Annotated in this window: 17 protein-coding genes; 3 read left to right on the top strand and 14 right to left on the bottom strand. The window is 52.4% G+C overall.

Annotation, left to right across the window (positions count from 1 at the left end):
- Positions 1–22: 22 nt before the first annotated feature.
- From QZJ86_RS08210 to QZJ86_RS21590, 3 genes are read right to left on the bottom strand one after another with little or no spacing between them, the layout of a single operon-like run.
- On the bottom strand, positions 23–424 hold the full coding sequence (locus QZJ86_RS08210; protein WP_301938040.1) for a type II toxin-antitoxin system VapC family toxin: 402 nt from the start codon (positions 422–424) through the stop codon (positions 23–25).
- Complete coding sequence (locus QZJ86_RS08205) at positions 408–653, bottom strand: type II toxin-antitoxin system Phd/YefM family antitoxin (RefSeq protein WP_301938038.1); 246 nt, start codon at positions 651–653, stop codon at positions 408–410. The genes QZJ86_RS08210 and QZJ86_RS08205 overlap by 17 nt, the downstream gene beginning before the upstream one ends.
- Positions 654–686: 33 nt before the next feature.
- Positions 687–905, bottom strand: coding sequence for a protein NO VEIN domain-containing protein (locus QZJ86_RS21590; RefSeq protein ID WP_407081658.1), 219 nt, complete (start codon positions 903–905; stop codon positions 687–689).
- A 239-nt stretch (positions 906–1,144) separates the two neighbouring features.
- On the opposite strand from QZJ86_RS21590, the gene QZJ86_RS08195 reads away from it, so the two are divergent.
- On the top strand, positions 1,145–1,717 hold the full coding sequence (locus tag QZJ86_RS08195; RefSeq protein WP_301938033.1) for a chemotaxis protein CheB: 573 nt from the start codon (positions 1,145–1,147) through the stop codon (positions 1,715–1,717).
- Positions 1,718–1,912: 195 nt separating this feature from the next.
- Here QZJ86_RS08195 and QZJ86_RS08190 read toward each other — a convergent pair whose 3' ends face one another.
- The 11 genes from QZJ86_RS08190 to ccmA form a co-directional block, all read right to left on the bottom strand.
- On the bottom strand, positions 1,913–2,746 hold the full coding sequence (locus QZJ86_RS08190; protein ID WP_301938032.1) for a GGDEF domain-containing protein: 834 nt from the start codon (positions 2,744–2,746) through the stop codon (positions 1,913–1,915).
- A gap of 678 nt (positions 2,747–3,424) precedes the next feature.
- Positions 3,425–4,804, bottom strand: a complete 1,380-nt coding sequence (hemN, locus tag QZJ86_RS08185; RefSeq protein WP_301938031.1) for an oxygen-independent coproporphyrinogen III oxidase — start codon at positions 4,802–4,804, stop codon at positions 3,425–3,427.
- Positions 4,804–6,012: a c-type cytochrome biogenesis protein CcmI gene (gene ccmI, locus QZJ86_RS08180; protein WP_301938029.1), complete on the bottom strand. Its 1,209-nt coding sequence runs from the start codon at positions 6,010–6,012 to the stop codon at positions 4,804–4,806. The genes hemN and ccmI overlap by 1 nt, the downstream gene beginning before the upstream one ends.
- Positions 6,009–6,467, bottom strand: coding sequence for a cytochrome c-type biogenesis protein (locus QZJ86_RS08175; protein WP_301938028.1), 459 nt, complete (start codon positions 6,465–6,467; stop codon positions 6,009–6,011). The genes ccmI and QZJ86_RS08175 overlap by 4 nt, the downstream gene beginning before the upstream one ends.
- Positions 6,464–6,994 (bottom strand): DsbE family thiol:disulfide interchange protein, encoded by a 531-nt coding sequence (locus QZJ86_RS08170; protein WP_301938026.1) that lies wholly within the window; start codon positions 6,992–6,994, stop codon positions 6,464–6,466. The genes QZJ86_RS08175 and QZJ86_RS08170 overlap by 4 nt, the downstream gene beginning before the upstream one ends.
- Positions 6,995–6,999: 5 nt before the next feature.
- Positions 7,000–8,937, bottom strand: a complete 1,938-nt coding sequence (locus QZJ86_RS08165) for a heme lyase CcmF/NrfE family subunit (protein WP_301938025.1) — start codon at positions 8,935–8,937, stop codon at positions 7,000–7,002.
- Positions 8,934–9,368 carry a cytochrome c maturation protein CcmE gene (gene ccmE, locus QZJ86_RS08160; protein ID WP_301938023.1) on the bottom strand — a complete coding sequence of 145 codons (435 nt, stop codon included), beginning with the start codon at positions 9,366–9,368 and terminating at the stop codon, positions 8,934–8,936. Before ccmE ends, QZJ86_RS08165 begins: the two co-directional genes overlap by 4 nt.
- Positions 9,365–9,532 carry a heme exporter protein CcmD gene (gene ccmD / locus QZJ86_RS08155; protein WP_301938022.1) on the bottom strand — a complete coding sequence of 56 codons (168 nt, stop codon included), beginning with the start codon at positions 9,530–9,532 and terminating at the stop codon, positions 9,365–9,367. Before ccmD ends, ccmE begins: the two co-directional genes overlap by 4 nt.
- The gene (locus tag QZJ86_RS08150) at positions 9,529–10,290 is read right to left on the bottom strand and encodes a heme ABC transporter permease (protein WP_301938020.1); all 762 of its coding nucleotides are present in this window, start codon (positions 10,288–10,290) and stop codon (positions 9,529–9,531) included. Before QZJ86_RS08150 ends, ccmD begins: the two co-directional genes overlap by 4 nt.
- Complete coding sequence (gene ccmB, locus QZJ86_RS08145) at positions 10,290–10,964, bottom strand: heme exporter protein CcmB (protein ID WP_301938018.1); 675 nt, start codon at positions 10,962–10,964, stop codon at positions 10,290–10,292. Before ccmB ends, QZJ86_RS08150 begins: the two co-directional genes overlap by 1 nt.
- Complete coding sequence (gene ccmA, locus QZJ86_RS08140) at positions 10,955–11,587, bottom strand: cytochrome c biogenesis heme-transporting ATPase CcmA (RefSeq protein ID WP_301938016.1); 633 nt, start codon at positions 11,585–11,587, stop codon at positions 10,955–10,957. The genes ccmB and ccmA overlap by 10 nt, the downstream gene beginning before the upstream one ends.
- Before the next feature lie 146 nt (positions 11,588–11,733).
- On the opposite strand from ccmA, the gene purE reads away from it, so the two are divergent.
- The gene (gene purE, locus QZJ86_RS08135) at positions 11,734–12,231 is read left to right on the top strand and encodes a 5-(carboxyamino)imidazole ribonucleotide mutase (protein ID WP_301938014.1); all 498 of its coding nucleotides are present in this window, start codon (positions 11,734–11,736) and stop codon (positions 12,229–12,231) included.
- Positions 12,228–13,322: a 5-(carboxyamino)imidazole ribonucleotide synthase gene (locus tag QZJ86_RS08130; protein ID WP_301938012.1), complete on the top strand. Its 1,095-nt coding sequence runs from the start codon at positions 12,228–12,230 to the stop codon at positions 13,320–13,322. The genes purE and QZJ86_RS08130 overlap by 4 nt, the downstream gene beginning before the upstream one ends.
- Positions 13,323–13,559 lie beyond the last annotated feature (237 nt).

Genomic DNA, 13,559 nt, shown 5'->3' with positions numbered 1-13,559 from the left:
ACCCATGAGTTTAAAGACCTACTTACCAAATACATTGCAAGCCAGGATTGGCTCGAAGTTTTTCATCCGCCGTGATCAGCGGCGCTTGATGCGCAATAGCGGTGGCCGCAATCAATCTATCGCCCGGATTACCATGAGTGACAATGCCGCTTTCGGCCAGAGCGGCAATCGAAGGCGTCAGTTGCAGAATATTCAGGCCGAGCGATTCTACGATGTCGTCCATGTACGACGTTGGGGTATGGTGTGCGGGCAGTGCCAAGCGATTTTTACGAAACAGCATGGCTATTTCCCAGAAACTGATTGCGGCACAGGCGAGTGTGCCTCGTTCCCGTCCTTGATCTAAAGCTTGTTGAGCGGCAACGGTCAAGCGATCTCGATTATCCGCCCAGAACAATAAGACGTTGGTATCACAGATTGTCAGCATCGGCGGTCCATTCTTCATCTAACGGAGCCAGAATATCACCGACAATGACTGTCCCACGCAGAGCTTCTAGGCGTTTTAATGCGGCTTCGCGTTTGTTTTCTTGGCGATCGGGTACGATACGAGCAATAGTTTTGCCATGCAGCGTAATCGCAATTTCTTCGCCTTGTTGCACTTGCTTAAGGTAATCGGGCAAGTGTTGGCGTAGTTCAGTGACATTAACGGAGTTCATACACACTCCAATTCTGTACAGTCGTTCTGTGCATTATAGGCTTTCGGCTCTGGAAAGTAAGTTTTCCAAATTGTCGTTAATGCTGGCGACGCCGAATTCAGGCACCTGGCTAAACGGATTTTTCAGGTAATACGGGCCTTGGTGGCTATCGCCATCGACAATGACGATGGCCAAAATGAATTGATCGCTTCGATTGAGACCATCGATGATTTCATTACGGCTAACGGTAATGGCGGATTGTGGTTTTCTGATTTAGGTTCACTATACTTCTACCCTTTAGAATCAGTCTGTACGACTATGTACTATCCTGGGCATTTGCCAAAACATAGCAATGTTCTCTAGCGTACGGTTGTAATGATTTGGCGGGTATAGGATGCTTGTTTACTGAAATTTATAGGGGCGCGAATGATCCATGAGATATTAGGAGCCATACATAAATCAGCAAGTCCAGGGGTGGAAAACCACAGTCGACTAAATAGAACGGTGCCTTGGTGAACGATTTCCCTATCGTTTGTGTGGGTGGTTCGGCTGGCGGGCTCGACGCTTACATTCGGTTATTACAAAATCTACCGGCTAACCTAGGTGTGGCTATAGTTATTGTTAATCACATCACCGAAATGCCGACCATGCTGCATGAAGTGCTGCCGCGCTTCACCAGCATGCCGGTCGAGCTAATCACGGAAAATTTGTTAATTAAACCAAACTGCGTGTTTATCATTCCCGCCAATCGAGACTTACACGTCACCGACGGACAGTTTCATCTAAAGCCAATATCGAAACCTCGTGGCTGGCCCGATGTCATCACGGTCTTCCTACGCTCATTAACTAAGCACTGGGACGGTAAGCTGATTGCTGTGATTGTCTCTGGCTATGATGGCGACGGAGCAGATGCGCTTTGCGGCATCAAGGAAGTCGGCGGCATCACCATTGCTCAAAAGCTTGATACCGCTATTCAGCCAGACATGCCGGAGTCAGCAATCGCGAGTGGTTGTATCGATTTTGTCCTGTCACCGGAAAATATCGCTGAAAAACTTGCCTGCGTTGCCAGGAATGAGGTGTTGTGACAGCCGGTTAAGCCGCATTGCCAATTTCGGATCTTCGATCAGTCCGATGCTGCCTCATTCATGATCGTACCGACGGTATTGCCTTCCAATGCCTGCACTACCTCTGCCCGTTGGGATGTATTGAGTATCTCCAGAGGTTTGGCTGGGCTTTAACGATGCTACCCTGAACACTTAAAATACCAAATAAAACAGGACTCATTGGACAAATGCGTAGCCAGACTTTTTTTGTTTAGCTTCGTACATTGCCTTGTCGGCACTCTTGATCAGGTCGGGACCGGTAGTGCCGTCTTTCGGATATATTGAGATGCCAATGCTCAACTTGATAATGAGTTCACCTACGCTGAGCTGACAGGGCTCTTGAATGGCATTCAAGATATTTTTTGCAAGAAGAATGGTGTCTTGATTATCTCCGATGCCCACCATTAGGTACAAAAACTCGTCGCCGCCCTGACGACTGACCGTGTCGCCTTCGCGAGTAGTCTGTTTCAATCGTTCAGCCACGATTTTCAGTACGGCATCGCCGATATCGTGTCCATGCGTATCATTGATCTTCTTGAAACCATCAAGGTCCATGAACATCACTGCCAAAGTCACACCCTGATGTTTAACTTGTGCGATTTCCTGTTTCAGTCGCTCGTCGAACAGTGCCCGATTAGGCAAACCAGTCAAAGGATCGTGAACGGCGGCATGATCGGCCGCTGCTTTTTCATGCGTGACTGTGACCAGTTGCTGCTCCAGTCTCTGGCGCAAGTCGGCCTCTATCTCCAGTGCGTGGTTCACGGCTGACAACTGGTCGTCCACTGCCTGTACCTCGCACTCGATCGACTCACTCTTTTCAAGCGCTTCTTCAAGGCCTGAAGGTTGATTTTGACCCGCGAGTTCGTCTTTGAGCACCGTGTTGACCGACGACAATTGTTCGGCGCACGCCGCAACCATATCTTTTGCGCGCCTACTTTGCTCAAGAACCTTAGTAAGAGGTTTGGCCTGTGATACCTCAACTGGAGATTTTGATTGTGGGTTATCTGTCATGTATTTGCGGTGCCTACTCTCGAATTTATCGTCGCGCGCCTTTTATAGGGATTCTAACGCCGATTGATCCTAAATTCAGCGTATACATTGAGAGAGTGCGGTCTATGCGCCATCTAACATAGGCCAATTAAGAAATTTTAGTTTTTGACGGCAAACAATAGCTATCAAATTCCATTACCTTTGGGCCAATAGGAATGGCGACAATTCTGTTTCGATTAATCCCAAAGAACTTAGAAAGCGTGGCTTTATCATATGCGTCAAGAATCCCTGTCAACATTAGAACGGGCGGCAGAGCAAAATAGAATGGCGCGTAACCTGGAAACCGTTTAACTGCAAAGACCCGCGAACCAGGCACATTTTCGGCGAGACACGGAAATCATCAGCCGATTCTGACCAGCATTGCAAAACCCAGCGCCACTTCAGTCGCCCAGAAAGCCGGCAGGCTACAGGCGCCCGGCCCGAAATCGGCCTGCAGATCCTTCATCCTAAAAGAGCAGTTGCCCATTATATGCTGGAGCCGGCAGCCATGGCGGAGTGGTCAACTGTCGGCCTCGCAGATATTTCATCGTCGCCAAACAGAGAATTCGGCACCAGCGTTGTAAGGTCGTCAACTGCTCTTTTTAGCATGAACGTACACTTTAACAGTGACATTCTGCCCATGCTATCTTCCGCTTAGGATTAAATCACCTTAGAAAACTGCTGCTGTTTCTGGGCCAGATATTTGTCAAACACCATGCAGATATTGCGGATCAGCAAGCGGCCGGCGGAAGACACTTTGATGCCATGTCCATCCAGACCCAATAAACCGTCTTCCTTCATCAGACGCAAACTTTCCAGTTCGGACGCGAAATACTCGGAAAAATCGATATTAAACTCGGATTCGATTTTGCCGAAGCTCAGCTCGAAGTGGCAAATCAACTGGGTAATCACCGCCCGGCGCAGTTTATCGTCTTCATCCAAGTCCACACCGCGAAACACCGGCAATTTGCCTTGCGAGATCGCCGCGTCGTATTCGTCCAGTTCCTTATAATTTTGCATGTAGGCATCGCCGACCCGGCCGATGGAGGTCACGCCCAGGCCCACCAAGTCGCAATCGGAATGGGTGGAATAGCCCTGGAAGTTGCGATACAGCTTGCCTTCACGTTGCGCCACGGCCAGTTCGTCATCGGGTTTGGCGAAGTGATCCATGCCGATGTACACATAACCGGCATCGGTCAGTTTTTTGCCGACCATTTGCAGGATTTCCAGCTTCACCGCCGGTGTCGGCAAATCGCTGTCGTTGATTTGCCGCTGGGTCTTGAAACGGCTGGGCATGTGCGCATAGTTAAAGATCGAAAATCGATCCGGCGCGTAAGCCAGCACTTGCGCCAGCGTGGTAGCAAAGGTTTTTTCGGTTTGCAGCGGCAAGCCGTAGATCAAATCGATATTGGTCGAGCGAAAGCCTTCCTTGCGTGCCGCTTCCAAAACCGCAAAAGTTTGTTCCTTGCTTTGCAGCCGGTTGACGGCTTTTTGCACGTCCGGATCGAAATCCTGCAAGCCCAGACTGATGCGGTTGAAGCCCAGTTCGCGCAATTGAGCGATGGTTCTGTCGTTGGTTTCGCGCGGATCGACTTCGATGGAATATTCGCCACTGTCGTCATCGCGCAAATTGAAATATTGACGAGTGGTGTCCATCAATCGCTGCATTTGTTCGCCACTCAAAAAAGTCGGCGTGCCACCGCCCCAATGCAGTTGATTCACCGGGCGGCTGTTATCGAACAGTTTGCCCTGCATCGCAATTTCCTTGCAGAGGTTTTCCAGATACGGCACCGCGTGCGCACGGTTCTTGGTGACGATTTTGTTGCAGGCGCAATAAAAGCAAACGGTGTCGCAGAACGGAATATGAAAATACAGCGACAGCGGCCCGCCAGCAGCATTGGATTTTTCAATATGTTTTAAATACTCGGCCTCGCCGAAGCCTTCGTGCAATTCCAGCGCGGTGGGATAAGAGGTATAGCGAGGACCGGACTTGTCGTAACGTTTGATCAAGTCCAGGTCGAATTTGATTGATTGATCCATTACTGCACTTCTTGATTGATGGTAATGCCGACGCTGGGATTACCCGATACCGAATCCAGCTGCGCCACGCCGATCAAATCGCCAGCTTGCGGCATCGCGTTACCGGTTTTGGAAATCCGGGCGACGATACGCAATTGCTTGAAATCGGCCAGATGGGTTTGCGGTTGCATCGCCACGCTGTCGTTCAGCACCACACTGGCCGGCAAATCGGCTACCTGTTTACGGACAATGGCCAGCGGCATTTTCGGACCGTTCACGGCCTGCGCATAAATGAATACGGTGTGTTGCGGCTCAACATTGGCTTTGACCGCCGCATCCAGTTCAACCTTGACATTAATGTCGATTGACGCCGCCGATGATGCTGTTGCTTGTGGCTTTTGCTGCTCCGCTTCGGCCATTTGTATCATTTTTTGCAGCTGCGGCAGGGTTTCGTCATTGGTCGGCAGCAGCGCGGATAATTTGTTCCAATGCGCTATCGCTTGCGCAAAATCGCCGGCTTCGGCTTTGGCCATGCCAGCCAACCATAACGCTGTGTGATCTTCCGGCACCAGTTTTAAGGCTTGTTCCACCAGTTCGCTCGGCTCGCCGCCCATTTGGCCGTTACGCGCCATCGACAAGGCATCGGCATAATGCAGCATCACCGCCGGATCGTTGGGCTTGCGCCGATTCAATTCGGCAAACACATCGGCGGCATCCTGATATTGCTCGGCATAAACATAAGAACGCCCCAGCATCATCCAGCCTTCCAAATCTTCCGGATGTTGTTTCAGCCGTTGGATCAGCTTGTTGACCATGTTTTTTACATTGTCGGCAGCTTTTTGATTGCTAGCCGCCAATTCGGACTTGACCAAAGCTTGCGGTTCGCCGAGCTGCATGTACAAAAATACGCTGAGCAGCGGCACGGCAATGACAAGGACAGACACTATCCAGCGACCTGTTTTGCCGCTTGGCACCGCCGGCGCATCCACTTCCAGATCGTCCAGCAGAGTGAGTTGCAATTCCCGATACTGCGCATCGTATTGATCTTGCGACAACACCCCAGTTTGTAATTGCAGTTTAAGCTCGGCCAACTGCTGGCGGGCGATAGCGGTATTGCGCTGCTCGCCATCGGCATAGCGTAATGGTGTTTTTTTGAACAGCGGCGGCAACAACACCAACAACGCGAGCATTATTAAACCGGCTATCAATAGCCAAAACTCGATATTCACGCGTCGTCACCTTTTTCCAAAATGCTGTTTAGCTTGGCCTGTTGCTCTTTCGTTAGCGATTGATCCTCGCTGGTGCTGGTTTTGCTGCGTAACACCCAAACCGTGGCCAAGCCGATGACCAGGAACAGCACGGGGCCCAACCAGAGCAACATGGTTTTCAATTTCAAGGCCGGCTTGTACATCACGAAATCGCCGTAGCGGTCGGTCATGAAATCGACGATGTCTTGCCGGGATTTACCTTGTTGCAGCATTTCGTAAACTTGCCGGCGCAGATCCTTGGCCAGGTCGGCGTTTGAATCGGCGATGGTCTGGTTTTGGCAGACCAGGCAACGCAGCTCGGAAATCAGGGTTTGATAAGCCTGTTCTTGCTCCGGTTGTTTGAAGTCGCGATATTCGATCTCGGCTTGAGCCTGGTAGACAAACAGCGACAAGATCAAGGCGTAGAGAGTTTTCATGCGCTTTCCGCCTCCAGTTGTTCGATCAGCGGCAGGAAGATTTTTTCCAGTTCGCCGGGCTGGATCGGACCGGTATGTTTGTAACGCACCACGCCGCGCTTATCGATCACGAAGGTTTCCGGCACGCCATAGACGCCGTAATCGATGCCAACGCGGCCGTCAGCGTCCATCACGCTGACGTTATAAGGATTGCCGTGTTTGCCCAGCCAGGCGTTGGCAGCCTGAGCCTCGTCTTTATAGTTCAAACCGACCAGCATCACCTTATTTTGCTTAGCAAGCTCGATCAATAAGGGATGCTCCTCGCGGCAGGATACGCACCAGGACGCCCAGACATTCAGCAGCCAGACTTTACCTTTAAAATCGGCCTGGCTCAGATGCTGCTCCGGGGTTGCCAAAATCGGCAGATTAAACGCCGGCGCCGGTTTGTCGATTAGCGGCGACGGGATTTCCCTAGGATTGAGCTTTAAACCGATCGCCAAAAAAATCGACAAGGCGATGAACAATAGCAGCGGTAGCAAATATTTCATTAACGTTACGAAATGGGTTTGTTAAGCAAACGATAGCGGCGGTCGCTGGCGGCAATCAGGCCACCCAAGGCCATGAACACCCCGCCCATCCAGATCCAGCGGATGAAGGCTTTGTAATAGACTCGCAAACTCCAGGCGCCCTGCTCACCCAAGGGTTCGCCCAAGGCCACGAACAGATCGCGGAACACGCCGGCGTCGATGGCTGCCTCGGTCATCGGCATGGTTTGCACCCGATAAACCCGTTTTTGCGGAGATAGCTCGGCGACGGTTATACCGTCGTGGCTGACGGTTAGATAACCCTGCTCGGCGCGGTAATTCGGCCCTTCGGTGCTTTTCACGCCATGAAACTGGAACACATAACCGAATAAATCCAAGGTTTCTTCCGGCGCCAAGCGCACGTCGCGTTCGATGCTATACACCGAGGTAAAAGTAATACCGATCACGAACACCGCGATACCGAAATGCGCCAAAGTCATGCCGTAAAAGCCGGCAGGAATTTGTCGCAGACGCTGCCAGGACCAGCTTTGCAGGCGTTGTTTGAAAGCCAGGCCGGTGATGGCCAAGGTCCATAAAGCCAAACCAGTACCCAAGGCCGCACCCCAGGAATAAAACGGCATCAGTAACGGCGTCAATAACGCCAGACCCACAGAAGCTGCAATCAGCCAACGTACCCGTATGCCTAAAGCCTTCAGATCGTCACTTTTCCAGCGCATCAAAACACCAAGCCCGACCACCAGCGCTAGCGGCGCCATCAACGGAATGAACACCGCATTGAAATACGGTGGGCCGACCGACAATTTGCCCAATCCCAGCGCATCGACCACCAGCGGATACAAGGTACCCAGCAAGATGCTGGCGGCGGTAACCACCAGCAACACATTGTTGACCAACAATACCGATTCCCGCGACACCAACTCGAAACGCGCGTGGCTTTTCACCTGCGGTGCGCGAATCGCGTACAGCAGCAGTGAGCCGCCGACCACTACGGCCAGGAATATCAATATAAACAGACCACGGGAAGGATCGCTGGCGAAGGCATGTACCGAAGTCAATACCCCGGAACGGACCAGGAAGGTGCCGAGCAAACTCAAGGAAAACGCGAAAATCGCCAGCAACACCGTCCAGGTTTTGAACACACCACGTTTTTCGGTGGCTGCCAGCGAGTGTATCAACGCAGTGCTGACCAACCAAGGCATGAACGAGGCGTTTTCGACCGGGTCCCAGAACCACCAGCCACCCCAGCCCAGTTCGTAATAGGCCCACCAACTGCCCAGCGTGATTCCCAGCGTCAAAAACATCCAGGCGATATTGGTCCAGGGCCGCGACCAGCGCGCCCAGGCCGCGTCCAGCCGTCCTTCCAGCAACGCCGCGATGGAAAATGCAAACGCCACCGAGAAACCAACATAACCCATGTACAGCATCGGCGGGTGAATCGCCAAGCCTGGATCTTGCAATAAGGGATTCAAGTCGCGGCCTTCGGGCGGGTACGGAAACAAGCGTTCAAACGGATTGGAAGTCAGCAATAAAAACAGGATAAAGCCGATGCTGACCAAACCCATTACCCCCAACACGCGAGCGCGGGTGGCATCGGGGATATGCCCGCTAAACGCAGCGACCAAGCCGGTCCAGATCGATAAAGTCAACGCCCACAGCAATAAGGAACCTTCGTGCGCGCCCCACACCCCGGAAATCAGGTAAATCAACGGCAAGGCGGTATTGGAATTTTGCGCGACATACGCCACCGAAAAATCGTGGCTGATGAAACTGGCGGTCAAGCAACCATAAGCTAAGGCCATGAACAACAACTGCCCAAACGCGGCGGGTTTGGCGACATGCACCCAACCGGTGATAGCTTTTCCAGCGCCGATGATAGGCAACACGCCTTGTACTACTGCCATGCACAAGGCCAGGATCAATGCAAAATGACCGATTTCCGGGATCATGGTTGCGCCGCCGGTTTTTTCAGGCTGCCGGCCACTTCCGGCGGCATGTAGTTTTCATCGTGTTTGGCCAGCACTTCTTCGGCGACGAACACGCCTCGGCTGTCCAATTGGCCTTTGGCGACGATGCCCTGCCCTTCCCTAAACAAATCCGGCAAGATGCCTGAATATTCCACCGTCACTTCCTTTTCGAAATCGCTAAGTTTAAAACGCACCAATAAATCGGCATTCGGCCGTTCCACGCTGCCTTTGACGACCATACCACCCAAACGAAACACCGCGTTATTCGGCGCCTTACCGGCCGCCACATCGCTGGTGGAGAAAAAATACATCAGATTTTCGTTAAAGGCTTTTAACGCAAACGTCGCGGCCAATCCCAGCACCACCAACATTAAAACGATCAATATCAAACGCTGTTTTCGTATCGGTTTCATCGTGCTTGCGTGCGTTTTTGTTTAATAGTGAGTTGTCGCAGCAGCTGCTTGCGTTGCAGCACCGGCCAAACGATGTTGACGACCAATACCAGTGCGGTCACACCGTAAGCCGGCCAGACGTAGATGGCGTAGCCGCCCATGTATAAAAAGCTTTCCCAGCTCATGCCTGTTTCTCCAGCAGCGCTTTAACCCATTGCGAGCTTGTTTCGCGCTTCAATAATTCCAGTTTCGCAGCCTGCAATACCGCGATCAGGTAATAAAATTTGAAAGCCACCGCCATCAGCAACAATGGCACCAGCATACTGAGGTGAATGGAAGGCTTATCCATCTTGCTGACGGTCGGACCTTGATGCAGCGTGTTCCACCATTCCACCGAATAATGGATGATGGGTACATTGACCACCCCAACCAATGCCAATATCGACACCGCGCGCGCCGCCGAGCGTTTGTCTTCGATCGCGCCGTACAAACTGATGACCCCCAGATACTGAAACAACAGGATCAACTCGAAGGTCAAGCGCGCATCCCACACCCACCAGGTACCCCACATTGGCTTGCCCCACAAGGAGCCGGTCACCAGGGCCACGAAGGTAAAGCCGGCGCCGATAGGCGCGCTGCCGATCAGCATCACTTCCGCCAGTTTCATGCGCCAGACCAGCGCTATGCCACCCATCACCGCCATCAGCACGTAAATGAACAAGGACATCCAGGCCGCCGGCACATGGATATAAATGATCCGGTAACTGTCGCCTTGCTGATAATCGGTCGGTGCCTGATATAAGCCCAGATAAAGGCCGGAAACCAACAAAATCAAAAAAATAATCGTCAACCAGGGAATAAACCGATCCGCCAATGCATAAAAATGTGGCGGCGACGAAGTACGATGAAAAAACCGGCTAACCGGTGCAGGTATCCAAGACATCAATTAACACTCATTTTTAACGCGGCCGCCGTCGGCAACGGTACCAATACCAGTGCCGACAACAACATGGCCAATAAAATATACAGTTGGGCGCCGACCGGCAAGCCGCTGGCAGCCCTATCGACAGCTCCACTAGCAAAGATCAACACCGGTACATACAAAGGCAATACCAATAAGGACAACAACATGCCGCCCCGGCGCAAACCGACCGTCAATGCCACGCCGATGGCGCCGATCAGGCTCAGCAGCGGAGTAGCTAAGATCAATGTCAGCCACAAAGTTCCCATCGCTTGTTCGGGCAGCCCTAAAAACATCGCCAGCAGGGGTGCGACTAACAACAATGGCAGGCCAGTCACTAGCCAGTGAGCGATGATCTTGCCCAACACCAATACCGATAAGGCATGCGGACTGAGCAGCATTTGCTCCAACGAACCGTCCTCGAAATCGCTACGGAATAAACTATCCAAGGATAACAAGGCCGCCAATAACGCGGACACCCAGATCACGCCCGGCGCCATCGCCCGCAACAGATTAGGTTGCGCGCCGACGGCCAGCGGGAACAAGGTCACTACCAGCACGAAAAAAAACAGCGGATTGGCCATTTCGGCGCGGCGCCGAAACGCCAGCAACAAATCGCGGCGAATGATCGCCCAGAAAGCCTGGATTATTGGCATGCTTGCAGATGGATGCGTTTCAGATTGAGATCGGCCATGCTTAAATCGTGATGGGAGGTCAAAACCGCCATGCCGCCGTGCTCGATGTGCTCGGCCATTAGCGATTCTATCAATTTGATGCCTTGTCTATCCAGCGAGGTAAACGGTTCGTCGAGTATCCACAGCAAGTTATGGGTAATCAACAAGCGCGCCAGCGATAGTCGTCGCTTTTGCCCGGCGGACAAGGTATGCACCGGATTGTCGTCAAACCCGGCCAATTGCACCTTATCCAAAGCCTGCTCGATGTCGTATTTGCCGGCGCTGCCCAAGGCCAGCGCGAATTTCAGATTTTCCAGCACCGTCAATTCCTTCTTGGTACCGTCGGCATGACCGACATAAGCCATGTCGTTGTAATAACTGCTATCGGCGATTTTGCTGCCACACCAATATATCTCGCCGGCATCGGCTGCTCTAAATCCGCACAGGATACGCAACAACGAGGTCTTGCCGCTGCCATTGGCGCCTTCCAGCAGCAAGGTCTCGCCAGCATGCAGCCCGAAATTCAAATCGGAAAACAACAAGCGCTCATCGCGGAAACACGATAATTCACTGGCCTGCAGCGAAGCGTGTTGCGAGTGGTTCATTCATCCATCCTTAGGCTGAAACATTACGAGGGGCGCTATCTTATCACTAAGCCCGGTCTTGTTCCCAACTTGCCGACAGAGAAAAACCGAACATTTATGCGATAATCCAGCCCGTTTTGATTTATTGCAGATACCGGAGATTTTGCATGACCGCATTGATAGGCATCATCATGGGTTCCACATCCGATTGGGAAACCATGCAACATGCAGCGCAAACCCTAGAACATCTTGAAATTCCGCATGAAGTGGAAGTGGTATCGGCGCACCGTACCCCCGACAAGCTGTTTCAATATGCGGAAACCGCCGAAGGCAAGGGTCTGGAAGTGATCATCGCCGGTGCCGGCGGCGCCGCGCATTTGCCCGGCATGACCGCCGCCAAGACCGCATTACCGGTATTGGGCGTACCCGTGCAGTCAAAAGCCTTGAACGGCATGGACTCTTTATTATCCATCGTGCAAATGCCGGCCGGCATTCCGGTCGGTACGCTGGCGATCGGCAAGGCCGGCGCCATCAATGCCGCACTGCTGGCCGCAGCGATTGTCAGCAATAAACATCCGCAATACCGTCCGGCGCTGGATGCCTATCGTCAACAGCAAACCGACAGTGTGATCGCCACCCCCGATCCAAGACAGGTGGCCGGATGAAAATAGGCATTTTGGGTGGCGGCCAACTCGCCAGAATGATCGCTCTGGCCGGTTATCCGCTGGGATTGAAATTCATCGTGCTCGATCCTGACGTCAATGCCGGCGCCGCCGGTTTGAGCGAACATTTATTGGGCGCTTACGACGATCCGGATTTGTTGGCGGAACTGGCCGAAAAAGCCGACATCGTGACTTACGAATTTGAAAACGTACCGGCTCATGTTGCCGAGTTTTTATCCAGTCATACCAAAGTCTATCCGCCGGCCGGTGCATTGGCTGTCGCCCAGGATAGACTGCTGGAAAAAAATTTCTTCAAAGATTTAGGCATCCGCACTGCGCCGTTCGCAGCCATCGATAGTTTGGCGGACCTGCAGCAAGCGATGAGCGAAATCGGCTATCCGGCGATTCTCAAAAGCCGGCGGATGGGTTACGACGGCAAGGGCCAAGTGGTTTTAAAATCGGCCGAGGCGCTGGAAACGGCCTGGCAAAGCATGCAAGGCGCAGCGTCTATTGTCGAAGGCTTCGTGCCGTTTCAGCGCGAAGTATCGATCATCGCCGCTCGCAGCCCATCCGGCGAAATCGCTTATTACCCTTTATCGGAAAACCAACATCGCGGCGGCATTCTGCGCGTGGCCGAATGTTGCGCTAACGATGCGGAACAAGCTATCGCGGAAAATTACGTCAGCCTGTTGCTGGAAAAGCTCGATTACGTCGGCGTGATTGCTTTGGAATTATTTGACCTGAACGGCGAGCTACTGGCCAATGAATTCGCGCCGCGCGTGCATAACTCCGGACATTGGAGCATAGAAGGCGCCGAGACCAGCCAATTCGAAAATCATTTGCGGGCGATCCTGGATTTGCCGCTGGGTTCTACCCAGCCGCGCGGTTACACCGGCATGGTCAACTTCATCGGCGGTCTGGCCGACGATGCGACATTGTTAATCATCCCAAACTCACATTTACATCTATACGACAAAACCCCGCGCAAAGGTCGTAAAGTGGCGCACGCCACTATCAGAGCCGATAACGAAAGTGATTACCGCGAAGCATTGCAGCAATTGGCGAATCTAGCACTTGCGGTCGACGATTCGTAAAATACCGCTTTACCCGACCTTTTCACAGGTGTTTCGCTTGTTGAGCTTTAGAGGCTGCCCGAACGTATACTTAAGGGTCGACTCTAAATGACAAAAAAGCCATCTTCAACTGAGATGGCTTTTTTGTTTTGGCTCCGGACACATGCAGCGCCGATCAAACCAGCCCTCCAGCACAACGACCGCGCCCAACGATCATCTAAGCTGATCAAAAACAGCCATCCGTCCAACTTGGACAAA

Source organism: Methylomonas montana (assembly GCF_030490285.1).
Lineage (GTDB): Bacteria > Pseudomonadota > Gammaproteobacteria > Methylococcales > Methylomonadaceae > Methylomonas > Methylomonas montana.
The sequence above is the reverse complement of the archived record's forward strand: the minus strand, read 5'-3'. Positions and strand labels throughout refer to the sequence as shown.

Bases quoted from the DNA above. Each gene is read 5' to 3' on its own strand.
- QZJ86_RS08210 (WP_301938040.1), bottom strand. From the start codon at position 424: ATGCTGACAATCTGTGATACCAACGTCTTATTGTTCTGGGCGGATAAT.
- QZJ86_RS08205 (WP_301938038.1), bottom strand. From the start codon at position 653: ATGAACTCCGTTAATGTCACTGAACTACGCCAACACTTGCCCGATTAC.
- QZJ86_RS08190 (WP_301938032.1), bottom strand. From the start codon at position 2,746: ATGACAGATAACCCACAATCAAAATCTCCAGTTGAGGTATCACAGGCC.
- hemN (WP_301938031.1), bottom strand. From the start codon at position 4,804: ATGGATCAATCAATCAAATTCGACCTGGACTTGATCAAACGTTACGAC.
- QZJ86_RS08175 (WP_301938028.1), bottom strand. From the start codon at position 6,467: ATGAAAACTCTCTACGCCTTGATCTTGTCGCTGTTTGTCTACCAGGCT.
- QZJ86_RS08170 (WP_301938026.1), bottom strand. From the start codon at position 6,994: ATGAAATATTTGCTACCGCTGCTATTGTTCATCGCCTTGTCGATTTTT.
- QZJ86_RS08165 (WP_301938025.1), bottom strand. From the start codon at position 8,937: ATGATCCCGGAAATCGGTCATTTTGCATTGATCCTGGCCTTGTGCATG.
- ccmE (WP_301938023.1), bottom strand. From the start codon at position 9,368: ATGAAACCGATACGAAAACAGCGTTTGATATTGATCGTTTTAATGTTG.
- ccmD (WP_301938022.1), bottom strand. From the start codon at position 9,532: ATGAGCTGGGAAAGCTTTTTATACATGGGCGGCTACGCCATCTACGTC.
- QZJ86_RS08150 (WP_301938020.1), bottom strand. From the start codon at position 10,290: ATGTCTTGGATACCTGCACCGGTTAGCCGGTTTTTTCATCGTACTTCG.
- ccmB (WP_301938018.1), bottom strand. From the start codon at position 10,964: ATGCCAATAATCCAGGCTTTCTGGGCGATCATTCGCCGCGATTTGTTG.
- ccmA (WP_301938016.1), bottom strand. From the start codon at position 11,587: ATGAACCACTCGCAACACGCTTCGCTGCAGGCCAGTGAATTATCGTGT.
- purE (WP_301938014.1), top strand. From the start codon at position 11,734: ATGACCGCATTGATAGGCATCATCATGGGTTCCACATCCGATTGGGAA.
- QZJ86_RS08130 (WP_301938012.1), top strand. From the start codon at position 12,228: ATGAAAATAGGCATTTTGGGTGGCGGCCAACTCGCCAGAATGATCGCT.